The sequence below is a fragment of the Methylophilus sp. genome, assembly GCF_052437885.1.
Taxonomy (GTDB): Bacteria; Pseudomonadota; Gammaproteobacteria; order Burkholderiales; family Methylophilaceae; genus Methylophilus.
In genome coordinates, this window is the sequence record NZ_JBQVPB010000003.1 from 128,718 (window position 1) to 151,681 (window position 22,964).

At 53.1% G+C, this 22,964-nt stretch carries 21 protein-coding genes; 13 read left to right on the plus strand and 8 right to left on the minus strand.

What is annotated here, in order from left to right:
• Positions 1 to 34 precede the first annotated feature (34 nt).
• Positions 35 to 1,756 (minus strand): type IV-A pilus assembly ATPase PilB, encoded by a 1,722-nt coding sequence (gene pilB, locus ACT6RZ_RS03915; protein ID WP_444700885.1) that lies wholly within the window; start codon positions 1,754 to 1,756, stop codon positions 35 to 37.
• Between the two features lie 341 nt (positions 1,757 to 2,097).
• Here pilB and ACT6RZ_RS03920 point away from each other — a divergent pair, with 341 nt between their 5' ends.
• Complete coding sequence (locus ACT6RZ_RS03920) at positions 2,098 to 2,301, plus strand: cold-shock protein (protein WP_015831543.1); 204 nt, start codon at positions 2,098 to 2,100, stop codon at positions 2,299 to 2,301.
• Between the two features lie 96 nt (positions 2,302 to 2,397).
• Here the strand turns inward: ACT6RZ_RS03920 and icd are convergent, their stop codons facing one another.
• A complete protein-coding gene (gene icd / locus ACT6RZ_RS03925; RefSeq protein WP_444700886.1) occupies positions 2,398 to 3,642 on the minus strand; it encodes an NADP-dependent isocitrate dehydrogenase in 1,245 nt (414 codons plus the stop codon).
• A gap of 10 nt (positions 3,643 to 3,652) precedes the next feature.
• On the opposite strand from icd, the gene ACT6RZ_RS03930 reads away from it, so the two are divergent.
• Both ACT6RZ_RS03930 and ACT6RZ_RS03935 read left to right on the plus strand, forming a co-directional pair.
• Positions 3,653 to 4,183, plus strand: a complete 531-nt coding sequence (locus ACT6RZ_RS03930) for a pseudouridine synthase (protein ID WP_444700887.1) — start codon at positions 3,653 to 3,655, stop codon at positions 4,181 to 4,183.
• 45 nt (positions 4,184 to 4,228) lie between these two features.
• Entirely contained in the window at positions 4,229 to 4,939 is a 711-nt protein-coding gene (locus ACT6RZ_RS03935; RefSeq protein WP_444700888.1) for a type 1 glutamine amidotransferase, read from the plus strand.
• On the opposite strand, the gene ACT6RZ_RS03940 is transcribed toward ACT6RZ_RS03935, so the two are convergent.
• Positions 4,940 to 5,860 carry a lysophospholipid acyltransferase family protein gene (locus ACT6RZ_RS03940; protein ID WP_444700889.1) on the minus strand — a complete coding sequence of 307 codons (921 nt, stop codon included), beginning with the start codon at positions 5,858 to 5,860 and terminating at the stop codon, positions 4,940 to 4,942.
• 184 nt (positions 5,861 to 6,044) lie between these two features.
• On the opposite strand from ACT6RZ_RS03940, the gene ACT6RZ_RS03945 reads away from it, so the two are divergent.
• The 10 genes from ACT6RZ_RS03945 (at position 6,045) to ACT6RZ_RS03990 (ending at position 17,989) form a co-directional block, all read left to right on the plus strand.
• Complete coding sequence (locus tag ACT6RZ_RS03945) at positions 6,045 to 7,529, plus strand: lipopolysaccharide kinase InaA family protein (RefSeq protein ID WP_444700890.1); 1,485 nt, start codon at positions 6,045 to 6,047, stop codon at positions 7,527 to 7,529.
• A gap of 19 nt (positions 7,530 to 7,548) precedes the next feature.
• The gene (locus tag ACT6RZ_RS03950; RefSeq protein ID WP_444700891.1) at positions 7,549 to 9,282 is read left to right on the plus strand and encodes a carbamoyltransferase family protein; all 1,734 of its coding nucleotides are present in this window, start codon (positions 7,549 to 7,551) and stop codon (positions 9,280 to 9,282) included.
• Between the two features lie 220 nt (positions 9,283 to 9,502).
• On the plus strand, positions 9,503 to 11,317 hold the full coding sequence (gene edd, locus ACT6RZ_RS03955; protein WP_444700892.1) for a phosphogluconate dehydratase: 1,815 nt from the start codon (positions 9,503 to 9,505) through the stop codon (positions 11,315 to 11,317).
• Between the two features lie 154 nt (positions 11,318 to 11,471).
• Positions 11,472 to 12,101: a bifunctional 4-hydroxy-2-oxoglutarate aldolase/2-dehydro-3-deoxy-phosphogluconate aldolase gene (gene eda / locus ACT6RZ_RS03960; RefSeq protein WP_055829629.1), complete on the plus strand. Its 630-nt coding sequence runs from the start codon at positions 11,472 to 11,474 to the stop codon at positions 12,099 to 12,101.
• A 93-nt stretch (positions 12,102 to 12,194) separates the two neighbouring features.
• Positions 12,195 to 12,872, plus strand: coding sequence for an HAD family hydrolase (locus tag ACT6RZ_RS03965; protein WP_444700893.1), 678 nt, complete (start codon positions 12,195 to 12,197; stop codon positions 12,870 to 12,872).
• Positions 12,873 to 12,925: 53 nt separating this feature from the next.
• Positions 12,926 to 13,744, plus strand: coding sequence for a glycosyltransferase family 2 protein (locus ACT6RZ_RS03970; protein ID WP_444700894.1), 819 nt, complete (start codon positions 12,926 to 12,928; stop codon positions 13,742 to 13,744).
• A 5-nt stretch (positions 13,745 to 13,749) separates the two neighbouring features.
• The gene (locus ACT6RZ_RS03975; protein WP_444700895.1) at positions 13,750 to 14,826 is read left to right on the plus strand and encodes a glycosyltransferase WbsX family protein; all 1,077 of its coding nucleotides are present in this window, start codon (positions 13,750 to 13,752) and stop codon (positions 14,824 to 14,826) included.
• Positions 14,827 to 14,921: 95 nt separating this feature from the next.
• The gene (locus tag ACT6RZ_RS03980; RefSeq protein ID WP_444700896.1) at positions 14,922 to 15,869 is read left to right on the plus strand and encodes a hypothetical protein; all 948 of its coding nucleotides are present in this window, start codon (positions 14,922 to 14,924) and stop codon (positions 15,867 to 15,869) included.
• 4 nt (positions 15,870 to 15,873) lie between these two features.
• Entirely contained in the window at positions 15,874 to 16,470 is a 597-nt protein-coding gene (locus ACT6RZ_RS03985; protein WP_444700897.1) for a class I SAM-dependent methyltransferase, read from the plus strand.
• Positions 16,463 to 17,989, plus strand: coding sequence for a hypothetical protein (locus tag ACT6RZ_RS03990; RefSeq protein ID WP_444700898.1), 1,527 nt, complete (start codon positions 16,463 to 16,465; stop codon positions 17,987 to 17,989). The genes ACT6RZ_RS03985 and ACT6RZ_RS03990 overlap by 8 nt, the downstream gene beginning before the upstream one ends.
• 7 nt (positions 17,990 to 17,996) lie before the next feature.
• Here the strand turns inward: ACT6RZ_RS03990 and ACT6RZ_RS03995 are convergent, their stop codons facing one another.
• The 5 genes from ACT6RZ_RS03995 to rfaD form a co-directional block, all read right to left on the minus strand.
• Positions 17,997 to 18,731 carry a toluene tolerance protein gene (locus ACT6RZ_RS03995; protein WP_444700899.1) on the minus strand — a complete coding sequence of 245 codons (735 nt, stop codon included), beginning with the start codon at positions 18,729 to 18,731 and terminating at the stop codon, positions 17,997 to 17,999.
• On the minus strand, positions 18,728 to 19,753 hold the full coding sequence (waaF, locus tag ACT6RZ_RS04000) for a lipopolysaccharide heptosyltransferase II (RefSeq protein WP_444700900.1): 1,026 nt from the start codon (positions 19,751 to 19,753) through the stop codon (positions 18,728 to 18,730). Before waaF ends, ACT6RZ_RS03995 begins: the two co-directional genes overlap by 4 nt.
• The gene (rfaE1, locus tag ACT6RZ_RS04005) at positions 19,750 to 21,222 is read right to left on the minus strand and encodes a D-glycero-beta-D-manno-heptose-7-phosphate kinase (protein ID WP_444700901.1); all 1,473 of its coding nucleotides are present in this window, start codon (positions 21,220 to 21,222) and stop codon (positions 19,750 to 19,752) included. Before rfaE1 ends, waaF begins: the two co-directional genes overlap by 4 nt.
• The gene (locus ACT6RZ_RS04010) at positions 21,222 to 21,782 is read right to left on the minus strand and encodes a D-sedoheptulose 7-phosphate isomerase (protein WP_444700902.1); all 561 of its coding nucleotides are present in this window, start codon (positions 21,780 to 21,782) and stop codon (positions 21,222 to 21,224) included. The genes rfaE1 and ACT6RZ_RS04010 overlap by 1 nt, the downstream gene beginning before the upstream one ends.
• Before the next feature lie 82 nt (positions 21,783 to 21,864).
• Positions 21,865 to 22,854: an ADP-glyceromanno-heptose 6-epimerase gene (gene rfaD, locus ACT6RZ_RS04015; protein ID WP_444700903.1), complete on the minus strand. Its 990-nt coding sequence runs from the start codon at positions 22,852 to 22,854 to the stop codon at positions 21,865 to 21,867.
• Between the last annotated feature and the right edge of the window lie 110 nt (positions 22,855 to 22,964).

Here is a 22,964-nt window from a genome sequence, read left to right on the forward strand (position 1 = left end):
ATGTTTTCTTAGTGATGATCCATCAAATTGTGCATTATTCGTTGGTGACAGCTTCAACTTCCTCTATGGAAGTCAGGCCCTGCTTCACTTTGAGCAGGCCTGATTCCCGCAAGTCTTTGACGCCTTCACGTTTGGCCTGTTCGGCAATATCCATGGCATTGCCGCTGGCCATGATGATACGCGCCATTTCTTCACTGACCGGCATCACCTGGTAAATACCCACGCGGCCTTTGTAGCCATTATTACAATGCTCGCAGCCGCCTGCTTTGGCATCATACAGCTGCCAGCTGCCATCGAGGTCGGCCTCTTTAAAACCTACGCTCAGCAATGCTTCTTTGGGGACATTTAACGGTACCTTGCAATGCTTGCATAAACGCCTGGCCAGGCGTTGTGCTGTAATTAACGTCACCGCCGAAGCAATATTGAAGGGGGCGACCCCCATATTCACCAGCCGCGACAAGGTAGTGGGTGCGTCATTGGTGTGCAATGTAGATAACACCATGTGCCCGGTCGATGCCGCCTTGATCGCCATATCCGCCGTCTCCAGGTCACGGATCTCACCGATCATGATGATGTCCGGGTCCTGGCGCAAAAAGGATTTGAGCGCTGCGGCAAAGGTCAGGCCCTGCTTGTCGTTGACGTTGACCTGGTTGATCCCGGCCAGCGGGATCTCTGCGGGGTCTTCCGCAGTAGAGATATTCACGCCGGGGTCGTTGAGCAGGTTCAAACAGGTGTACAGCGAAACAGTTTTGCCGGAACCGGTAGGCCCGGTCACCAGTACCAGGCCATAAGGGCGCTGAACGGCCTTGAGCAAGGCTTCTTTCTGCTCAGGCTCATAGCCCAGGGCTTCAATGCCCAGGGTCGCGCTGGTCGGGTCCAGGATACGCATCACTATCTTTTCACCATAGATCAGTGGCAAGGTGCTGACGCGGAAGTCTATAGAGCGGGTCTTGGACAGCAGCAACTTCATGCGGCCATCTTGCGGGATGCGTTTTTCCGAGATATCCAGATTGGAGATCACCTTGATACGCGAGGCCAGTTTGTCTTTGATCGCCAGTGGCGGTTGCGCCATGTCCCTGAGCACGCCGTCTATGCGGAAGCGTATGCGGTAATATTTTTCATAAGGCTCGAAGTGCAGATCCGAGGCGCCCATATTAATGGCATCCATCAGTATTTTTTGCAGGAATTTAACCACAGGTGCGTCATCCACCTCCTGCATGACTTCGGCTTCCTGCTCCTGGCTGGCTTCTTCCAGCCCCAGATCAAAGTCATCACTGCCGGCATTCAATGACGCCATGCTGGTGTCTTTGGATTCGACTATCCTGTCTATCCATCTGCCCAGCTTGTCGTCTTCTACCACCAGTGGCGATAACGTAGCCCCCATCTGGAACTGTATGGTATCCAGCGCCTGCAGATTGGTCGGGTCCGAGATCGCGATATAGGCGACATTGCTTTTCTGTTGCAGCAACAACACACGTTGTGACTGCATCAGTTTGATATCTATGGTTTTATCGGGTAACGAGTCCTGGTCCAGGGCATCCAGATCAAAGAACGGGAAACCAAAGGCATCAGAAGCCGCCTGCGCAACATGCCGGGACGAGATTTTTTTCTGCGCCAGGATAGCCGCAACAAAACTGATCTTTTGCGTCAGTGCTTTTTGCTGCAGCTCGCCAGCCTCATCTTCGCTGATCAGTGCAGACTGCACCAATGTACGCGCCATGCCGCCAAGTTTTTGTGTACTGCCAAGCGTTGCCATAGGGTGGTATCTGAGCTCGAGTTAATCTGGTTAATGTGTTGATACAACAATACTTTTCCCCAAGTATACGGGCTAAGGCCGCTAGTCAAATCAGAGAAAAGACGTACTCTCGTGCAGCATTTATACAAATTTTAATCGGATTTACGTCAATTCGCGAAAAGATGAAAAATTACTCTTGACATTTAAATAATGCTGAATGTATAAAGCCCTTAAGGCGTTTGCGTTCAGGTTTTTTGTAGCCGTCTTTAAGTAAAGCAAAGCTTGTTTATTGCGACTTAAGTACTTGAGACAAACTTTTGGGGCGCCTCCCTTTAAATAAGTAAAAAAAGTAAGGAAGTAAAATGGCAACAGGTACCGTGAAGTGGTTCAACGATTCTAAGGGTTTCGGATTCATTACGCCTGATGATGGCGGCGACGATTTGTTTGCGCACTTTTCCGCGATCGTTGAGTCTGGCTACAAAAGCTTAAAAGAAGGTCAGCGCGTCAGCTTTGATTTGACGGAAGGCCCAAAAGGCAAGCAAGCAAGCAATATCCAAAAAGCATAATGATAGTTTAGGGGCACCAAATGTAAACGGCTCACGCATTGGTGAGCCGTTTTTTGTTATGCCGCTTGTTGATGGCAATGCTTTAGAGCATGACGCTTATGCCGCCTGCATGTTCTTGATGATCTCATCGCCAAACTCGGCAGAGCCGACTTGAGTCGCGCCTTCCATCTGGCTGGAGAAATCTCCGGTCACACGCTTGCTGGCGATCGCCTTGCTCACGCCGCTGATGACCAGATCAGCTGCTTCTACCCAACCCATATGGCGTAGCATCATTTCGGCTGACAAGATCAATGAGCTGGGGTTGGCCAGGTTTTTACCGGCGATCTTTGGCGCCGTGCCGTGTGTGGCTTCAAACATGGCGATGGTGTCGCTCAGGTTGGCGCCTGGCGCAATGCCTATGCCGCCTACCTGTGCTGCCAGTGCATCACTGATATAGTCACCGTTGAGGTTCAGGGCTGCGACCACATCGTGGTCTTCCGGGTGCAACAGGATCTCCTGCAGGAAAGCGTCGGCAATACAATCCTTGATCACAATGCCGTTTGGCAGTTTGCACCATGGGCCACCATCGATCAGTTCTGCACCGAATTCTTCTTTAGCCAGCTGGTAGCCCCAGTCACGGAAGCCACCTTCGGTGAACTTCATGATGTTGCCTTTGTGCGTGATGGTCACTGAAGAACGGTTGTTATCGATCGCGTACTGGATCGCTTTGCGGATCAGGCGTTTGCTGCCATCGACAGACACCGGTTTGATACCTATGGAAGAAGCTTCCGGGAAGCGTATCTTCTTGCGCACACCCATGTCACTCAGAAAATTGATCACTTTCTTGACTTCTTCGGAGCCGGCAGCCCATTCGATACCGGCATAAATATCCTCGGTATTTTCGCGGAAGATCACCATATCGGTTTTTTCCGGATGTTTGACCGGGCTAGGCACGCCGGTGAAGTACTGGATAGGGCGCAGGCAGACGTATAAGTCCAGTTCCTGGCGCAGAGTCACGTTTAATGAACGGATGCCGCCACCGACCGGCGTGGTCAATGGTCCTTTGATGGAGATCACATACTCTTTCAGCACAGACATGGTTTCATCTGATAACCAGGTGTCCTTGCCATAAACATTGGTTGACTTCTCACCGGCATAGACTTCCATCCATGAAATCTTGCGCTTGCCGCCGTAGGCTTTTTCCACGGCGGTATCGACTACTTTAATCATCGCTGGCGTGATGTCCAGACCGATACCGTCACCTTCGATAAAAGGGATAATAGGCTGGTCGGGAACATTTAGGGTATTATCGGCATTCACGACGATTTTGCTGCCAGTCGCTGGCACCTTGATTTTTGACATAGCGCTTTCCATGTTGTTACTGTTTAACAAACCTTTTAACGTCGTCTGCCAGTTCACTCCTCACGAGAAACATGCGACGCTCAAAGACTATATTCCGATTCCCAACGTATATGCGGCCGGGCGGCTGGATACCGATTCTGAAGGATTGCTCATTTTAACCGATGACGGTGCTTTGCAACATCGTTTAAGCCATCCCAGACACAAAGAAATCAAAACCTACTGGGTTCAGGTCGAAGGTGCTCCTACACAAGCAGATTTGATGCCATTGCAACAGGGTGTTGATTTAGGTGATTTTGTGACGCAGCCGGCGCAGGTCAGGATCATGGCTGAACCTGCCCATTTGTGGCAGCGTGATCCGCCTATCCGTGAACGCAAAACTATCCCCACCACCTGGCTGGAGCTTAAAATAAGCGAAGGCAAGAACCGCCAGGTGCGCAGAATGACGGCGCATATAGGCTTTCCGACCTTGCGGCTGGTACGTTATGCCATAGGGCCATACAATCTGGACGGAATCTTGCTTGGTGAATATAAAGTAGTTTAATTTTAGCCGATATAGTCACAAGTAAAGGAAGCGAAAAGGGTCAGTATGAAACCGGTGGTTGTTTTCAGGCACGCCTGCTGCGAAGGTGCAGGTTATTTAGGCACTTTTTTAGCGCAACATGCTATTCCGTGGTGCGAAGTACGCATCGATAAGGGCGAAGCTGTGCCTGCCTCAGTCGAGGCCTATAGCGGCATTGTGCTTATGGGCGGGCCTATGAGTGTCAATGATGATCTGCCGTGGATACCGCCGCTGCTGAGTCTGATCCGCCAGTCTGTCGCCAAGGATGTGCCTTTGTTAGGCCATTGCCTGGGTGGCCAGCTGATCAGCAAGGCGCTGGGCGGCACCATCACCAAGAACCCGGTCAAGGAGATCGGCTGGGGTGAGGTGTCGGTACTCAATAGCCAGCTGGCGAAAGAATGGTTTGGCGAGCTGTCAGGCTTTAACAGTTTTCACTGGCATGGCGAGACGTTTACCGTGCCAGAAGGCGCGACCCGTGTGCTGGCTAGCCCGTATTGCGAGAATCAGGCTTATGCCTTTGGCAAGCATATAGGCTTTCAATGCCATATAGAAATGATGCCGGAAATGGTCAGGATGTGGACGGATAAATGGCAGGCGGATATCACAGAATCATCGTCCAGCCCGGCCGTGCAGTCTGCTGAAGCTATGCTGGCAGAAGTCGAAGCCGGGTGCGATCGCCTGCATAGCGTGGCCGACAAGGTTTATAGCCGCTGGATACAGGGCCTGGTACACAGCTAGTCAGCCTTGCTGGTCTGGCGTATCGCCCGGTCTGCTAGATGATGGCGCGGCAGAAGAGGGCGTGGCCGCGGACTGCTGTTCAAGTTTGTGCATGGCATAGCGGCGCTGTTTGAATCTGTTGTACTGCCACAAATATTGCGCCGGGCATTGCGCGATCTGCCGCTCTATCGCCTGGTTGAGCAGGGCAGGGGTGTGAATATCGGCGACCCGGGTCAGGTGGATATTAAAGCCTTTGCCCTCTGCCAGACGTTCACCGAATGCCATCACCACTACCGCATCAGACTTGCTGGCCAGCTTGCTGGCCAAACCCATGGTATACGCCGGTTTGGCAAAGAAATCCGCCCAAACGCCTTCACCGCTGCGCGGGATCTGGTCGGGCAATATGCCTACCGCCTGCCCGCTTTTGAGTGCCTGCAACAACTTCCTCACCCCGCTTGCATTGGCTGGCGCCATGGTTACTTGGCCTTTTTGCCGTCCACTCACCACCAGATTGCTCAGTGCTTGCAGTTTGGGCGGGCGGTAGAGCACGGTGATAGGGTGGTGGGCACCATAATAAACCGAGGTGATCTCAAAACAGCCCATATGGGGTGTGAGAAAGATCAGGCCTTTGCCCTCGCGCTGTGCCTGGGTGACTGCCTCCCAGCCATGTACTTCATGAATCAGCGGCAGCAGCTTGTCCCCGGTTTGTCCCCAGATAAAAAAAGTTTCCAGCAAGGCTTTACCGGCTTCGATACGGCTGCGCTTCATTAACTGTCTGGCCTGGTCGCGATTTTCCGTCAGGCGGCTTTGCTCAATGTTGCCGAGTGCGATGCGGTTACTTTTGCCATCCAGCCAGTATGACAGGGTGCCTAAACCGGCACCTAGTCTGTGCACCCAGCGCAGTGGCAGGCAGGCGATACATTTGCAAAAGTAAAACAGCATGAGTGATGGCTCACAGGCAAAATTCAAGGTGGTGACTATGTTAACAAACTCTGGCGCGCAAGCCGCAACTGGCGGCCAAGTTTTTATGAGTTGCGTGATGTCATGTGTTATGACTTGGGGCTGTTTTACTGCATAGCGCGTGCTTTGCAGTAAAATAGCCCATTATTCTGAAACCACACTGTGCATGCACCCTCTGCAAACCACCAGCCATCCCAATAGCCCCCATGTTGATAAACAGGCTTCAGCCTGCCCGGTGGTCACTAATGATGCAGTGTTGCTGTCTGATGGCGCGGCATTGACGCAATTACAGGTACATCGAATGTTGCCTGGCCGCCGCTGGGTGTTCAGTGCGCAATGGCAGGGCCAGGCCGTGTTCGCCAAGGTGTTTATTGGTGCACAGGCCGAAAGATATGCACAGCGCGATGCGCAGGGCGCATTGTGGCTGGCGGGAGCCAGGCTGGCCACACCGGCCTTGTTATGGCAGGGGCAGTCGCAAAGCGGGCAAGCACATGTATTGGTTTATGCAGCTATCTCCCAGGCCGAAAATGTGCAGCAGGTTTATGCACAAAGCGATGCCGGGCAAAGAGCACAGTTGATAGAAAGCGTGGTGCGGGTGCTGGCGCAACAACATGCGGTCGGCCTGGTGCAGACTGACCTGCACCTGAAAAACTTTATGCTGGCGCAAGGGCAGATATGGTCTATCGATGGCGATGGCATACGCAAAAAAACCTTATCCAGGCGTGCTGCCTACCAGCAGCTGTCTGCTCTGATAGGCAAACTGGCGGTGCTTGAGCAGCAGGCATGGGTGGCGTCATTGCTGGGCGCTTACCAGCAGGTGCGGCTATGGCCTGCTGAAATCGATGCCAGGCAGATATTGGCCTGGGCCGCACGCGATAAAGCCAACGCAGTACGCGAGTATGTAGAGCGCAAGATCTTTCGCAACTGCACTGATGTCGTGTGGCAGCAAACACCTGACTTTGTATTGGCGCGTAACGCACATGTGGCTTTGCCCGATTTAAACCCTGATTCACTGGAAACGGCCATGCAGGCGGGCAAACTGCTCAAGGATGGCAATACCAGCACTGTGGTGCAGAGCCGGCTAATGCAGCTGGAGGTGGTGATCAAGCGCTACAATATCAAGCACCTGCTGCATGCCCTGGGCCGCAGCTGGCGGCCAAGCCGGGCGGCAGATTCATGGTCTAACTCGCACAGATTGCAGTATTATGGTTTTTTAACGCCGCAACCGCTGGCGATGCTGGAAAAGCGCTTTTTCGGTTTGCGTGGCGAGGCCTATTTTGTGTCTGCCAACAGCACATGGCCTGATGCACTGACGTTTTTCGATACTGTGAAAGAGCATGCTTTGCGCGCAGAGGCGCTCAGGCAACTGGCGCTGACCTGTTACCAGTTCTACCTGTTGCAGATCTCGCACGGTGATCTGAAAGCCAGTAACCTGCAGCTGGATGCGCAAGGCCAGGTCATAGTGATGGACCTGGACAGCATGCAGCAGCACCGCTGTGCCAGACGTGCCTTGCGTGCGCATGTGAAGGATATCCGCCGGTTGCTGCAAAATTGGAAAGACGATACTTCCCTGTATAATGCGCTGTTGCAGAGTTTTCAGGCGGTGTATGTGGATCGCACACCGCTGACACTGGCAGGCATTTCTATTTAATCTACTGAAGAGTCACTGAATGATTGTATTAGGGTTATCCGGCGCATTGGGGCACGATGCTTCTGCGGCTATTCTGGTCGATGGCAAAATCATTGCCGCGGCTGAAGAAGAGCGTTTTATACGCGACAAGCACGCCAAAAATCACTGGCCGTACGAGGCCGCCAGGTTCTGCCTGCAGCAGGCGGGCGTGACGCCGGAACAAGTGGATATCGTCGCCTTCCCATATGGCGAGATCTCGCTGGCCTCGCCTGCACGCTGGCATTACGCCAAACGTTACTGGTATGCACCAGACCGTGCGCTGGATGCGATCTTTAACGGTAACCGCCGTTTCAGGCGCAACCGTGACAAATCGCTGAAGCTGATGCAGGACCTGGGCTTGAGCAAGGCGAAATTCGTGCCGGTAGAGCACCATCTGGCACATGCTTCCAGCGCTTATCACCTGAGTGGTTTTAAAGAAAAGACCGCCATCGTCGGCATTGATGGCAAAGGCGAATACGCCACCACTTTCTTCGGCTATGGCGAGAACGGCAAGATCCACAAGATCAAGGAATTCTATGACCCGGATTCGCTGGGCGGCCTGTATGGCGCGATCACCGAGTACCTGGGCTTTGAGATGCTGGATGGCGAATTCAAGGTCATGGGCATGGCGCCTTATGGCGACGCCAAGAAATATGATTTAAGCCGCTTGGCCAAGTTTGAGAATGGCGAGCTGGTCATCAATACTGAGTATGTCAATGTGGTTGGCTTGCGCCGCTATAAAGAAGGCGGCAAAGGCTTTTATTTCACGCCCAAGCTGATCGAATGGTTAGGCCCCAAGCGCTCTGGTGACGAGATCGATGACCCGTATATCCATTATGCTGCCAGCGTACAGCAACTGCTGGAAGACCTGGCGCTGCAAATGATAGAGTATTACCTGGGCGATATCATACGCGAGACCGGCAAGATCGTGATGGCCGGCGGCGTGGCGCTGAATGTGAAACTCAACCAGCGCATCATCTCCCTGCCGCATGTGCAAGAACTGTTCGTGCAACCGGCAGCTGGTGATAACGGCACCAGTCTGGGCGCGGCAACCTACGCTGCCCACCAGGCCGGTGAAACCATCCATAAAATGGAGCACGCTTATCTGGGGCCTGCATTCACGAATGAAGAATGCATAGCCGCTTGTGAAGCACACCCGGAAAAACCCGTATTCACGCGCGTGGAAAATGGTCCACAAAAAGCTGCCGAGTTATTGGCAGCGGGCAATCCGCTGGCCTGGTTCCAGGGCCGTATGGAGTTCGGCCCGCGTTCATTAGGCTGTCGCAGTATCCTGGGCGACCCCAGCTTTCCTGGCGTGGCTGACCGTATCAACGCGCAAATCAAATACCGTGAGCGCTGGCGGCCATTTTGCCCCAGCATGCTGGACCGCGTGGCAAAAGATATTCTGCAAACGGATCATCCGGCGCCTTATATGACCTTTACCTTTGACGTCAACCCGGCCTGGAAATCACGCATCCCGGAAGTGGTGCATGAAGATGGCACCGCACGCGCACAAGTGGTCACCAGGGAAACCAATCCGCGCTACTATGCGCTGATAGAACATCTGGAAACACTGCGTGGCAACGGCGTGGTACTGAACACCTCGCTCAATCGCCGTGGCGAGCCTATGATATGCAGCCCGACTGACGCATTGAATATGTTTTATGGCTGTGACCTGGAGTACCTGATGCTGGAAGATGTGCTGGTGACGAAAAGTCTGGTGAGCAAAAGTTAAGTCCTGATATGGCCTGATTACGATTTAAGTGTTTGGAATCATTCAAAAAAATAGAGTTAGCCCCTCTTTTGCGTTTGACTGATTCCAGTAGTTTAGCGATAATCGGGAATAGAGTTCAGTTTGGACTCAAATACAATAAGTCCCTAAACTGTGATTGAAGCAAGTCATAGCAGTTCATCAGGATAGTTCAGGTAGTTAAAACACAGTTGAGCGATAGTCAATGAAACAATCTCACATTGAAGTAACAGAACGCATCATCGAGCGCAGTCGACCGACCCGCAAGGCTTATTTGCAGCGTATCGATGATTATCTCAACCGTGAAAAAGGTCCGGATAGGCTGGGCTGTGCCAACGTGGCGCACGCATTCGCGGCCATGCCACAAAACGATAAATTCAAGATCTACGCTGAAAAACCGCCCCATATCGGCATAGTCACGGCCTACAACGAAATGTTGTCTGCGCACCAGCCTTATGTGAATTATCCGGACATCATCCGTGATGAAGCGCGTAAACACGGTGCGACCGTGCAAGTCGCTGGCGGCGTGCCGGCCATGTGTGATGGCATCACCCAGGGTGAACCTGGCATGGAGCTGAGTCTGTTCAGCCGCGATACCATCGCCATGAGCACCGCCGTGGCTTTGTCGCACGATGTATTCGATGCTTCACTGTTACTGGGCGTGTGTGACAAGATCGTGCCGGGCTTGCTGATAGGCGCCTTGCATTTCGGCCATCTGCCGTGCGTATTCGTGCCGGCCGGCCCTATGAGCACAGGCATAGATAACACTTCCAAATCAAAAGTGCGCGAGCAATACGCCCAAGGCCTGGTTGGCCGTGAAGAGTTGCTGGCCAGTGAGTCTGCCGCTTACCATGGCGCGGGTACCTGTACGTTTTACGGTACCGCCAACAGTAACCAGATGTTGCTGGAAGCCATGGGCCTGCATGTGCCTGGCGCTGCCTTTATTCATCCGCATGACGGCATGCGTGAAGACCTGACCCGCGAAGCGGTGCGCATGGTGTTGCAGAATACCCAGAAAAACAGATTCGTACCTATCGGCAGGCTGGTAGATGAACACGTGATCGTCAACGCCATGGTGGCTTTACTGGCCACCGGCGGTTCGACTAACCATTTGATACACTGGGTAGCGGTTGCACGTGCTGCCGGTATCGTGATCGACTGGACCGATTTCCACTACCTGGCCAGGTCAACACCATTGCTGGCCAGCGTTTACCCTAACGGTAAAGCCGACGTCAACGAATTCCAGGAAGCCGGTGGCCCTGGTTTTGTGATCCGCGAGCTGATCGAAGGCGGCTATATGTACCCGGATGTTTACACCGTCAGTGGCGGTGGCATGCGTGATTACGGTAAAAAGCCGGAAAAACAGGCTGACAAGCTGGTGTGGAAAGACTACCCGGCTGAAAGTGGCGATGAGACCATAGTGCGTACCGCAGCGCACCCGTTCAACGAGTCTGGTGGTCTGCGTCTGCTGAAAGGCAACCTGGGCCGCAGTGTGATCAAGATCTCCGCAGTGCCTGAAGACCGCCACATCATAGAAGCGCCAGCGATCGTGTTTGATGCACAGGAAGAACTGCTGGCCGCGTTTGACCGTGGTGAGCTGGAAAAAGATTTTATCGCCGTGGTGCGTTTCCAGGGCCCTAAAGCCAATGGTATGCCAGAGTTGCATAAACTGACGCCACCGCTGGCGGTGCTGCAGAACAAGGGTTTCCGCGTGGCTATCGTCACTGATGGCCGTATGAGTGGCGCTTCCGGCAAGATCCCGGCCGCGATCCATTTAAGCCCTGAAGCCAGTGCCGGCGGCCCTATCGCCAAGATCCGCAGCGGTGACATCATTCGTCTGAATGGCACGGTAGGCCAGTTGAATGTGCTGGTCGATGAAGATACCTGGGCTGAACGCGAGACTGAAGAGTTGAGCGATGCCAAGCGCCACCACAATGCCCACGGCCTGGGTAGGGAGTTGTTTGGCGGTATGCGCAGGAATGTACTATCGGCCGAAGAAGGCGCGATCACCTGGTTGTAATTAAAACTTCGTCGCAATACTTCGCTGCAGTCGCTTGCCGTACTTATGGTACTGTCTTCGCTCCAGCGCCTAGTCTTGCTTAGCCATTTGAATTTACAAGGCATATAAAATTTTATTTTTAGAATCCGATTGTTAATTAGGTAAATATTTAAACATGAGCACATTAGATTTAGCGAACCATGGCCCGGTCATTCCGGTGATTGTCATCAACAAGGTAGAAGACGCTGTGCCTATGGCAGAAGCGTTGCTGGCAGGTGGTGTGAAGGTACTGGAAGTGACTCTGCGCTCGCCAGTCGCCCTGCAAGCCATGGAGCAGATCGCCAAGCATGTGCCTGATGCTATCCTGGGTTCAGGCACTGTGCGCAACCTGAAAGATGCACAAGCTTCTAAAGATGTAGGTTGCCAGTTCGCTGTCAGCCCTGGTTACACCAGTGAGCTGGGTCAGTTTGCACGCAAGATCGGCCTGCCATTGTTGCCAGGTGTGTCTACCGGTTCCGAGATCATGATGGCGAATGCCGATGATTACTATTTCTTGAAGCTGTTCCCGGCGGTGGCTGTGGGTGGTATCAATCTGCTGAAAGGCTTTGCCGGCCCGTTTGCCGATGTGAAATTCTGCCCTACTGGTGGCGTGAGTGTCGAAAGTGCGCCACAGTTCCTGGCGTTGCCTAACGTAGTGGTGTGTGGCGGTACCTGGTTAACACCTAACGACGCAGTTGAGCGTAAAGACTGGGCACATATCACCAAGCTGGCAAAAGAAGCTTCAGCGATCGTGGCTGCCAAATAATTCAGACTGAGCAAGTCGTCACAATTAAGGTAAATCAAATCCGCTATAATCAAGGCTTGTAGTCATACAGGCCTTTTTTATTGCTCTCCGCTTATGTCCCAGTCCCTGAATCTTGAAAAATACAAAACCATAGTGCTCGATTGCGATGGGGTCGTGCTCAACAGCAACCAAACCAAAGTGGATGCTTATTACAATACCGCCAAACGCACGGGAGGCACTGATGCGCAGGCACAGGCTTTTGTCGATTACCACATCAAGCTGGGCAGCATCCCGCGCAACGACAAGATACGCTACTACATCAGCGACATCCTCAAGCAGCCATACAGTGACGAACTGTTTCAGACCCTGATGGATACCTTCACCGAGATCCTGGATGAGACGCTGATGCAATGTGAGGTAGCCCCCGAGCTACTGTCACTGAAGCAAAGGACTGCGCACGCCAAATGGATGATGATGTCCGGCGGCGACCAGCAGGAGCTGCGCAAGATCATTCCACGGCGCGGCCTGGGCCATCTGTTTGAGCTGGGTATCTATGGCGGGCCGACCAAAAAGAACGAGCATCTGGCCAAAATGATAGCCGACGGCAGCATAGAGTTTCCGGCATTGTTCATAGGCGATAGCCGTTTTGATCACCAGGCCTCTACCGGCGCCGGGCTGGACTTTGTGTTTGTCTCGGACTGGACCGATATGCCGGACTGGCAAAGCTATTGCAGGCAACATCAGGTGACCGTGAGTCACCATCTTGAACTGCAGCCATATAGCGACTTTTAAGCCACTGCCTGCACCTTTGAGTGAACCATGACATTTACCCTATAATGCCGGCCATGACGACAGACCACAAACAAGTCACCATACTGGTGCCCAATTACAAAACGCCGGAAATCACCAAGATATGCATGCGCCTGTTGCGTCAATACACTGATTTCAGCCAGGTGGAAGTCATTGCTATTGATAACAACTCGCAGGATGCATCGCTGGACTATCTGCGTTCTTTACCCTGGCTGACCCTGATAGAGCGCCAGCCTGCCGCTGATGATACGGTGCCGCTTTCGCACTCGCGAGCGCTGGATATGGCCCTGGCAACCGTCACGACACCGTTTGTGCTTTCTATACACACCGATACCTTTGTCAAGCGTGCCGACTGGTTGCAGCTGCTATTGCAGTCGTTTCAGGACAATCCCAAACTGGCTGGTGTAGGCTCCTGGAAACTGGAGTCCAAGACCACTTTGCAGCGCTGGGGCATACGCTTCGAGCAGTCGTGGAAAAAAGCCTTGCACCAGTGGTTCGGCTACCGCGGATACAACCCCAATCGCCTGGATGAAAGTAAATATTACTTACGCAGCCACTGTGCCATGTACCGTACAGATGTCATCCGTGCACTGAATACCTGTTTTTCGGACCAGAACCAGACCGCAGGCATGGCCATGCATCAGAAAATGGTCGCCGCCGGCTATGAGATGCGCTTTCTTGACTCGGTGCAATTAGGCCAGTATGTAGATCATCTCAACCACGCCACGCTGATCTTCAACCCGCAACTGGGCACCAGCGAAAAGAACATGCGCGAGGGTGCCAAGCGCATCAATGCCAAATTGCGTGGCATAGATGGCGAAGCCATACTTGCAGACAGCCGCCTGGATAATTAACCGTCATGCCTAACCGTCTGCTAAGTCTGGCTTATTACCTGCCACAATTCCACGAGATCGAAGAAAACAATCGCTGGTGGGGTGCCGGATTCACCGAGTGGCAACAGCTGAACTCGGCAAAAACCTACTTTGACTGGCAACAGATACAGAAACCTGACACGCCATTCGGTGATTACAGCCTGCTAGATCCCGCCGTATTCGAATGGCAGCAAACGGTAGCGCAAGCGCATGGCATAGATGGTTTTCTGGTGTTTGATTACTGGTTTGGTCAGGGCAAGAAATTACTGGAAAAGCCCATGCAAATGGTGCTCGAGCAACAGCTGGATTTCAAATATGCCTTTTGCTGGGCCAATCACACCTGGTTTAACAAACGCGAAAATATCACCCTGCAATTGCAGCAATACCTGGGTGCTGAAGATTACCGCGCTTATTTTCAGCAATTATTGCCGCATTTTCAGTCTGCCAATTACATCAAGGTAGACGCCAAGCCGGTATTCTCGATTTTCAGCCCCAGAGATATCCCTGATCTGGAAGTATTCATACAGACTTTTGAACAATGCGCAGTGCAACATGGTTTCCCTGGCATTTACTGGCTGGCCGATAACACCGAGCCGCATCAGCCGTGGAAAAAACATTTCGACGGCTACAATAAATCCGGCAGTATCTTCAAATGGCGCAAGCGCGATAACTGGTGGTCTTATATCCGTGAAAAGCTGGCCCGCACTTTCCATTGCCGGCAGCTGGGGCCGTTCGTCTATAGTTACCAGGGGCTGGTGATAGATAACGACCCGTTAACGCAAGACCCGCATCAGATCCCCATCGTATTTACCGGCTGGGATACCACACCGCGTCATTTGCGCAGAGGCACTATTCTAAAAGGCTTTGATCCGCAGTCTTTTGCCGAGCATCTGGATAATATCTATCTGCAATTAAGTCAGCGCCGTCAGCTTTTGCAAACTCAGGTGGTTATCATCAAGTCTTGGAACGAGTGGGCAGAAGGCAATGTGATAGAGCCTGATAGCTTGTGGGGCAGTGAATTATTGAATCAGTTTTTAAACTTTAGCAAAAAATTTGAAAAATGATGCATCTTCTAAGATCCAGGATCATTAGCAATCTTCTCTTCAAGTTCAGGAGATTCAGGTATCAGGCCAGGGATGAACGGTCTGAACATGCTTTGATGCTGACTTATCTATGCCCCAACGCCAAAAAAGCCTCGGGTGGCGTCAAGGTGATCTACCGGCATGTTTCGCTGATCAACGATATGCAGATCGCGCAAGTGAAAGCGCAGGTATTCCACCCCAAAGATGTGAGTTTCAGATGCGATGCGTCATTTGCCAATCTGGGTTTCAAGAAGGACTTCATCTTTAATAAAAAGCATGAGGTGTTCGTGATCCATGAGATGTGGGCCGCGCGCGAAGCCAGGATAGCCCGTGATAAAGGCATACGCTACATCATACAGGTACAGGGCGGCTATGATATCTTTCGCAAGGCGGATATCGCTTCGGTTTACACAGCCTATCAGCATGCGGAACTGATCACCTGTGTCTCGGATGATATCTATGCCTGCCTGCTGTTTCTTTTTCCCGAGTTCGAGCAGAAGATTTACCGGCTGCATCTGTCCGTAGAAGATGATGTGTTCAAGCCGGCCATGCACAAAGAGAATATCATCACTTACATGCCACGCAAGCTGGAAAAGCATTCCACGCTGGTGATGAATTTTATTGCCAGAAAACTGCCTGCCTCATGGAAGATTTTCCCGATACAGAATATGAACCAGCAGGCTGTGGCTGAAACCCTGGGCAGATCCAAGATATTCCTATCTTTCAGCGAGCTTGAAGGCCTGGGCCTGCCACCGATAGAGGCGGCGCTGGCAGGCAACCTGGTGATAGGCTATACCGGCGAAGCAGGTAAAGAGTATTGGCTGGAAGGGCAGTTTCATGAGGTAAAATGCGGTGATATCCGCAGCTTCTCAGAAATGGTGTTGAGCAAGATCAAAGAGATGGATAGCGGGCATTTTGATTTTAATAAAATAAAACACAATATCACCACGCTACAGGACAAATACTCCCCGGTCAGGGAGCTGGCCGGTTTGCGCGGATTGGTCGATCAACTCATCAAGGGGTAGGCAAGTGCAAACAGCTAGACATCACCTCGACTTAGGCTGCGGCGCCAGGCCGAGGAACCCTTATTCATATGAAGTGGTGTGTGGCATAGACCTGGTGGCGCATCCCATAGTCGCGCCAGGCGTAGAGATCAAAACGGCGAACCTGTCTATAGACACCATCCCTTATCCTGATAACAGCTTTGATGCCGTTTCGGCATTCGACTTTATCGAACATATCCCACGCATACTCAATGGTGGTGAGTACGGCACCCGTTTTCCTTTTATCGAGTTGATGAACGAGATCTGGCGGGTATTAAAAGCCGATGGTGTGTTTTATGCCCTGACACCGGCGTACCCCAGCAAGGAAGCTTTTCTAGACCCCACGCATGTGAATTTCATTACCGACGCGACGCATAGCTATTTTTGTGAAGGCCGCCTGTATGGTAAAAACTATGGCTTTATCGGCCTGTTTAAAGCCAGGCGCGTGGCCTGGGTTTATCCAAGATTGCATTACCACGCCAATGATGATTTCTCTACCAGGCTCAAAACCGCTTTCCGAAAACTAAAACTAAAACCGCAGACCCATATCCTGTGGGAGCTGCAAGCGATCAAACATGATTAACCACCGTAAACATCTACCCTTATACCTGGCCCTGGCCCTCGCATTTATCACCTGTTGTCGCATCATTGTGATCCAGCATGGCTGGATCACCAATGACTCCATACTCTACTTTGAGATGGCGCGTCACTTTGCACTCGGTGATCCGCATCCGTTTGAAGGCTATAGCTGGGGCTTTTACCCTGCGCTGATCGCAGGCATACACACCGTCACTGGCCTGGGATTGCAGGCGACTGCCAACCTGCTGATCGTGATCTTTTTTATGCTGCTGGTATGGGGGCTGATGCGCATGGTCAGCATCGCCGGCGGTAATGACTGGACACAGTTTTACGCCGTGGTGCTGTTGCTGGGCTCAGGCTATATCGTCGGTAATATCCTGCCTATGGCCAGCCGCGACCTCGGTTATTGGGCCATGATGGTACACGCGGTCAACCAGCTGATCCTGTTCTATCAGCAAGGGCGCTGGAAGCAGGCCATTTACTGGCAGATCTTCGCACTGCTGGCGACATTGTTCCGCATAGAGGGCGCGGTACAGTGGCTGGTGCTGCCTATTGCCGGATTGCTTATTTCGCAAGCTGTGCCAGGCAGGTTGAAGCGGCTGGTCGCCCCTTACTCGCTGTTGATGCTAGGCGGCTTGCTCGCGCCTTTTGTACTGGTGGCCATGCACATGAGCTTGGATGACCTGGGCCGCGTCAAAGAGCTTTTTACCGGTTTAAAAGATATCGAGATGAATGTCAGCCAGGATCTCGCCCATCGCGTCGCTGTCATGCGTGATGCGGTGATAGGTGAGCCATTCCAGGAATTCGCCTGGTTCACCTTCCTGCTGGCCTATTTCTCCATTGCGACGCTAAAGTGCCTGAGCGTGGCTGGCTGGGCGCCGCCCTTGCTGGTGCTGGCTGAAAAACATAGCATCAGGAAAAGCATGCACAGCGTGGCCTACCAGGTCTTGCTGTTCTGGCTGCTGGTGTCGTGGGTGATAGGCTGTCTGATCACTTTCAAGGTCAATCTGCTGTCGGCGCGCTATGTGGCTTTGTTCGGCTTTGTGCTGGTTATTTTTGCAAGTTTTGCCGTACACAAGCTATTGCATCAGGCAAGAACCAATCTGAAGCCGGCAAAAAAGCTATTGCTGCTTGTGGTCGCCCTGATAGTGATCGCCGGTTTTATCAGCAACATCAAAGCCAAAGGGGCTGACTTCTACTATGAGATCGATGCCGTCGCCTATGTGAAATCCAGGTTGCCGGCTGGCCAGCAGGCGCTGTACAGCTCTGCCAAGCAGCGATTCTATGCCGGAGTGCCTTATGACGGCCGTAGCGATTATGAGTGGGATATGCTGGCACAGCGTATCGCTGACGGGCGCATACGGCAATACCGCTATCTGGTGATCAAGTTTGAAGACACACCAGAAGAGCATGCCAAATTAAGCGCCCTGCAGCCGCAACTGGTAGGATTTGAACTAGAAAAGACGTTTTACGGCCACAAGCGCAAGAAACAATTACTGGTTTTCAAACGCCTGGGTGAATGAGGCTAGCCTAATGTGGCGGGTGCAGCAGATAATGCTGCATTTTCTTTTTCAGGCGGCTGGCTTTGCATGCGCTCAGCGCTGCCTGTTCAATATAGCTATCGACTAATATCTCCCAGTTAGACTCGCCAAACGGTGCATTCATCCTGGCATAGCGCGTCAAATGCCTGAAACTGCGCAAGCGCGTGCCGAACCAGAGCGGCCAGGGGTAGATCTTCATGTCGGCAATATCTATCAGCCCGAGCTCGCCAGCCGGAGTCAGCACGATATTGCCTAAATGCAGGGAGCGGAAGTGCACGCCTTTTGCATGCAGCTCGGCGATAAAGGCGCCCAGTTGCCTGACTAGCTGAGGTGGCAATTGTTGTTGGTCCAGCAGCTGTTTAAGCGTCTGGCCCGGCAAAGGCGCGTAATGTACGGCATAAGTATGGCTTAAAGTTGCAGATGCTAGTGCCGGTAACATAGGCTCAGCGCGGCTCGCCAGTGGATAGGCTAGCAGGCGCGCATCCTGCACTGCATAGCAAGCGCGTATACGTATGCTAGGGATACCCAATGCCGCCAGTTTGCCGGCGTGGCTGCAGAAGCGTTGTGCATAGCCATAAAGCCGCGCCAGGCTGTAGCGATGACGCAAGCGGAACACTTTCAGGTAATCGCCATCCGGCAGCTGCAATACCTTGATGCCACGCGGGTCACGTTCTATCACGCGCGCATGCTTGAGGTGCCCGGCTGTCAGCAGCGGATAAGTCATGCCAGCGGTGCTTGCGCACTCAAGGCAAGATGCTGTATCACCCGCGCCGGCGGGATGTGTTTCAAACAGTTGAGATGGCCTAGCGGGCACACCCGCTCGAAACAGGGGCTGCAGGATAAGCCCAGATATTCAACCACCGCCTGTGGATGCATAGGCGGCGTGTGGCTGGGGTCAGACGAACCATAGATCGCGACTAGCTGCTTGTCTAGCGCTGCGGCCACGTGCATAAGGCCAGAATCGTTGCTGATCATGGTGTGGCAGGCAGACATCAAGTCTATCGCCTCGCCCAGTTTGGTCTTGCCTGCCAGATCCACGCAGCGATCCTGCGTATGTTGCTGTATCTGTGCCGTCACTGGCCGGTCTTTATCAGAACCGAACAACCAAACCTGCCAGCCCTTGCTTAAGGCGGCATTCGCCACCTCGGCATAATATTCAACCGGCCAGCGCTTGGCTTCGCCATACTCCGCCCCCGGGCACAGCCCCAGCACCCGGCCGCTGCCTGGTGCAATGCCATGCTGTTGCATCAAAGATTGTATTTTTGTGCGGTCCGCGGCCAATACCGGCAGTGGCAGCGAGAGCGGCAGCGCCGCATTCTTTGCGCGGCCCAGCGCAACAAAACGCTCTACGGTTTTTTTGAGTATGGATTTATCCAGCGGCCGCATGTCGTTGATCAGGCCGTAACGCATTTCGCCTTTAAAGCCGGTGCGCACCGGGATGTTGGCGGCCCAGGGCAGGATGGCGGATTTCAGGCTGTTAGTCAGCAAGATCGCCTGTGTGTAGCCGTGGCTAGACAGCTGTTTGCCAAAGCGGTAGCGCTCGCCTATGGCCAGGTCACCATGTCTGAAGGGCAGGGCAATCGCCTGCGTCACTTCCGGCATTCTTTCCAGCAACGGCAAGGTCCAGGCCGGGGCAGCGACATCGATCTGGCAGTCCGGCTGGTCCAGCTTCAGCTGTTTGAACAGGCTTTGCGCCAGCACCATGTCACCCACCCATGATGGGCCCATCACCAGTATCTTGTTCATGCGTGCATTTTTTTGATCAGGTTGCTGGTGCTGCGGCCTTCGACCAGGTCTATCAGGGCGATCTCACCGCCCCAGGCCAGCACTTCCTGGCCACCGACCACCTGGTCAGCCGTGTAATCACTGCCTTTGGCGATCACATGCGGGCGTATGGCATTGATCAGGTCCAGCGGCGTATCTTCATCAAACAGGATCACGGCATCGACGGATTCCAGCGCAGCCAGTACCCTGGCCCTGTCATTTTCATTGACCACCGGGCGGCTGGGGCCTTTAAGGGCGGAGACCGAACGGTCGGTATTCAGGCCCAGTACTAATTTGTCGCCGCGTTTTTTGGCACCTTCAAGATAGGTGACATGGCCGGCATGCAGCAGATCAAAGCAGCCGTTGGTAAACACGATTCTTTGCCCTTGCTGTTTCCAGGCAGATACTTTTTGCAGCAGGTCTGGCAGTTCGCTGACTTTATGCGCCTGCATGCTGCCTTGCGCGCTGGCAAGCGCATAGACCAGATCGGCTTTGGTGATAGGCACGGTACCGACTTTGCCGACCACCACGCCAGCGGCGATATTGGCCAGCGACAAGCTTTCCAGAGGCGTCAGGCCATGGATCAGGCCCGCAGCCAGGGTGGCGATCACGGTATCTCCGGCGCCAGAGACATCAAATACCTGTTTGGCGGTCGCGCCCAGATGTTCAGTGCGTTCGGTGATCAGGCTGATGCCTTCTTCACCACGGGTGACTGCCAGGAAATCCAGCGCCAGGCTGGTTTTCAATGCGCTGGCTTTTTCAATCAGCGCCGGGTCATTGACCTGGCTGTCGCAGGCTTCAGCGGTTTCTTTTTTATTCGGGGTCAGCGCTGTCGCGCCACGATATTTATGGTAATTGCGCCCTTTAGGGTCTACCAGCACCGGGATCTGTCTGGCACGGCAATAGTGGATCACATGCTGGCAGATAGACTCTGTCAGCAAGCCTTTGGCATAGTCTGACAGGATCACCAGCGCCGGTTGCTGCTCCAGCGCCGCCTGGATAGACGCGGTCACATGGCTGGCTTCGCTGGCAGAAAGATCACTGGTGATCTCCTGATCCAGCCTCATCATCTGTTGATGCCCGCCCAGAATGCGGGTTTTGGCGATGGTAGGCCGTGTGGCGGTGTTGATCATGGCTTGCGTATCAATACCATGGCTGTGCATGGCGTTTAATAATAATGACGCCTCATTATCTTCGCCTATCAGGCCTATCATGCGGGTGTGTATGCCAAGTAAAGCCAGGTTGGCAGCCACATTGGCGGCACCGCCTGCGCAATGCTGTTCGGATTTGATCAGTAACACCGGCACTGGCGCTTCTGGCGAGATACGGTTCACTTCGCCTATCAGATAGCGATCCAGCATCACATCGCCTATGACCAGCACATGCTGCCGGGTGTCACCGAAGTGCTGCACTAAGGCGGCAAGGCTGGTATTGGTTTGCGTGGCAGTCATCAGGATTCCAGGATCTCGCACAGGCTGTGGCCTATGAATATATGGGCTTCCTGGATACGCGCAGTCACATTCGAGGGCACGACGATATTGTATCTGCACAGGTCATTCAGCTTGCCACCACTGCCGCCGGTCAGGCCTACGGTGGTCGCGCCTATCTCGTTGGCTGCCTCTATCGCCCTGACTACATTGGCACTGTTGCCGCTGGTGGTGAGGCCGATCAGGATATCTTCCGCGCGGCACAAGGCTTCTACTTGGCGTGCAAAAATATAATCATAGCCGTAATCATTGCCGACCGACGTCAGGATGGAAGTGTCGGTCGTGAGTGCGATCGATGGCAGGCCTTTGCGCTCTTTCTTGAAACGGCCGACGATCTCGGCCGCAATGTGCTGGCTATCAGCCGCGCTACCGCCATTACCGCATAGCAGGATCTTGCCGCCGCGCTGGATACAGTCACGCATGGCGATACCGACTTCACTGATCAGCGGGAATGTGGTTTTCAATGCCTGGAACATGGCCATATGCGCTGCATGCTCGCCTTCGAGATATTCAACATAGCTCATGATATCGCCCTTAAATCAGTGGTTGTGTATGCATCAAATGCGGGCACTCGAATAAAATTGCAAGTAGAGAAAACGCGCATGGTCAGCAATAAGCGTCTTCTTGCATTAAATAATTTTGCACATAATCTTTCACGCCTTCTTCCAGGCTGGTAAAAGGTTTTTTATAACCGGCATGGCGCAGCTTCTGCATCTCGGCCTGGGTGAAATACTGGTATTTGCCTTGCAAGTCCTGCGGCATGTCTATGTAGGTGATATCTGGTTCGCGCGCCATGCTGGTCATCACGTTGGTCGCCAGGTCTTTAAAGCTGCGTGCCTGGCCGGTGCCTATATTGTAAATGGCACTGGCTGCCGGTTTCTGCTTGAGGGCCGCTTCGAGGAAAAAGCCCATCACATCGGCCACATCTTTCACATAGACGAAATCGCGTAACTGCATGCCATCGGCTATGCCTGGTTTAGTCCCTTTGAACAGGCGCATGGTGCCGGTCTCGCTGAACTGGTTAAAGGTGTGCAAAGCGACACTGGCCATGCGCTCTTTGTGGTATTCGTTAGGGCCGTACACATTGAAGAATTTGAAACCGGCCCAGGCGGGTGGCGCTGGCTGTTTCTGTTTTACTTGCTCCAGCACCCACTGGTCAAAGAAATGCTTGGAGTAGCCGTAGCCGTTGAGCGGGCGCAAGCCTTCAATGCCGGCATCATCATAGCCATGCTCACCGGCACCGTAAGTGGCGGCTGAACTGGCGTAAAAGAAGGGGACTTCATACTCGGCACACCAGGACCATAAGTCCTGCGAATAGTGCATATTGTCGGCGACCAGTTTGTTAAAATCGCGTTCGGTGGTGGCGCTGATCGCACCCATATGGATCACCGCAGTCACATCGTCGTTGTCTTCAAGAAAATCGAACAACTGGTCTTTATCCAGATACTCGGCATAATGCCTGTGCACCAAGTTCTGCCACTGGTTCTCATGGGTGATACGGTCAACAATGATCAGGTCTTGCCTGCCGAGCTTGGTATTCAAGTGCCAGGCCATGATAGAACCTATCATGCCTGCGCCGCCGGTAATCACTATCATAAATGCTTGTCAGACGTTGTACTTTGCATCAGGGTCTTGAGCCAGTACACGCGTTCGCCTTGTTGAGGTTGTGGTTGAGATAGCCGGCATTATAAACCCTTATTGCCGGG

What these genes read in the sequence shown, in the direction of transcription:
- pilB (WP_444700885.1), bottom strand. Translation starts at nt 1,756, where the DNA reads ATGGCAACGCTTGGCAGTACACAAAAACTTGGCGGCATGGCGCGTACA.
- ACT6RZ_RS03920 (WP_015831543.1), top strand. Translation starts at nt 2,098, where the DNA reads ATGGCAACAGGTACCGTGAAGTGGTTCAACGATTCTAAGGGTTTCGGA.
- icd (WP_444700886.1), bottom strand. Translation starts at nt 3,642, where the DNA reads ATGTCAAAAATCAAGGTGCCAGCGACTGGCAGCAAAATCGTCGTGAAT.
- ACT6RZ_RS03930 (WP_444700887.1), top strand. Translation starts at nt 3,653, where the DNA reads ATGTTGTTACTGTTTAACAAACCTTTTAACGTCGTCTGCCAGTTCACT.
- ACT6RZ_RS03935 (WP_444700888.1), top strand. Translation starts at nt 4,229, where the DNA reads ATGAAACCGGTGGTTGTTTTCAGGCACGCCTGCTGCGAAGGTGCAGGT.
- ACT6RZ_RS03940 (WP_444700889.1), bottom strand. Translation starts at nt 5,860, where the DNA reads ATGCTGTTTTACTTTTGCAAATGTATCGCCTGCCTGCCACTGCGCTGG.
- ACT6RZ_RS03945 (WP_444700890.1), top strand. Translation starts at nt 6,045, where the DNA reads ATGCACCCTCTGCAAACCACCAGCCATCCCAATAGCCCCCATGTTGAT.
- ACT6RZ_RS03950 (WP_444700891.1), top strand. Translation starts at nt 7,549, where the DNA reads ATGATTGTATTAGGGTTATCCGGCGCATTGGGGCACGATGCTTCTGCG.
- edd (WP_444700892.1), top strand. Translation starts at nt 9,503, where the DNA reads ATGAAACAATCTCACATTGAAGTAACAGAACGCATCATCGAGCGCAGT.
- eda (WP_055829629.1), top strand. Translation starts at nt 11,472, where the DNA reads ATGAGCACATTAGATTTAGCGAACCATGGCCCGGTCATTCCGGTGATT.
- ACT6RZ_RS03965 (WP_444700893.1), top strand. Translation starts at nt 12,195, where the DNA reads ATGTCCCAGTCCCTGAATCTTGAAAAATACAAAACCATAGTGCTCGAT.
- ACT6RZ_RS03970 (WP_444700894.1), top strand. Translation starts at nt 12,926, where the DNA reads ATGACGACAGACCACAAACAAGTCACCATACTGGTGCCCAATTACAAA.
- ACT6RZ_RS03975 (WP_444700895.1), top strand. Translation starts at nt 13,750, where the DNA reads ATGCCTAACCGTCTGCTAAGTCTGGCTTATTACCTGCCACAATTCCAC.
- ACT6RZ_RS03980 (WP_444700896.1), top strand. Translation starts at nt 14,922, where the DNA reads ATGCTGACTTATCTATGCCCCAACGCCAAAAAAGCCTCGGGTGGCGTC.
- ACT6RZ_RS03990 (WP_444700898.1), top strand. Translation starts at nt 16,463, where the DNA reads ATGATTAACCACCGTAAACATCTACCCTTATACCTGGCCCTGGCCCTC.
- ACT6RZ_RS03995 (WP_444700899.1), bottom strand. Translation starts at nt 18,731, where the DNA reads ATGACTTATCCGCTGCTGACAGCCGGGCACCTCAAGCATGCGCGCGTG.
- waaF (WP_444700900.1), bottom strand. Translation starts at nt 19,753, where the DNA reads ATGAACAAGATACTGGTGATGGGCCCATCATGGGTGGGTGACATGGTG.
- rfaE1 (WP_444700901.1), bottom strand. Translation starts at nt 21,222, where the DNA reads ATGACTGCCACGCAAACCAATACCAGCCTTGCCGCCTTAGTGCAGCAC.
- ACT6RZ_RS04010 (WP_444700902.1), bottom strand. Translation starts at nt 21,782, where the DNA reads ATGAGCTATGTTGAATATCTCGAAGGCGAGCATGCAGCGCATATGGCC.
- rfaD (WP_444700903.1), bottom strand. Translation starts at nt 22,854, where the DNA reads ATGATAGTGATTACCGGCGGCGCAGGCATGATAGGTTCTATCATGGCC.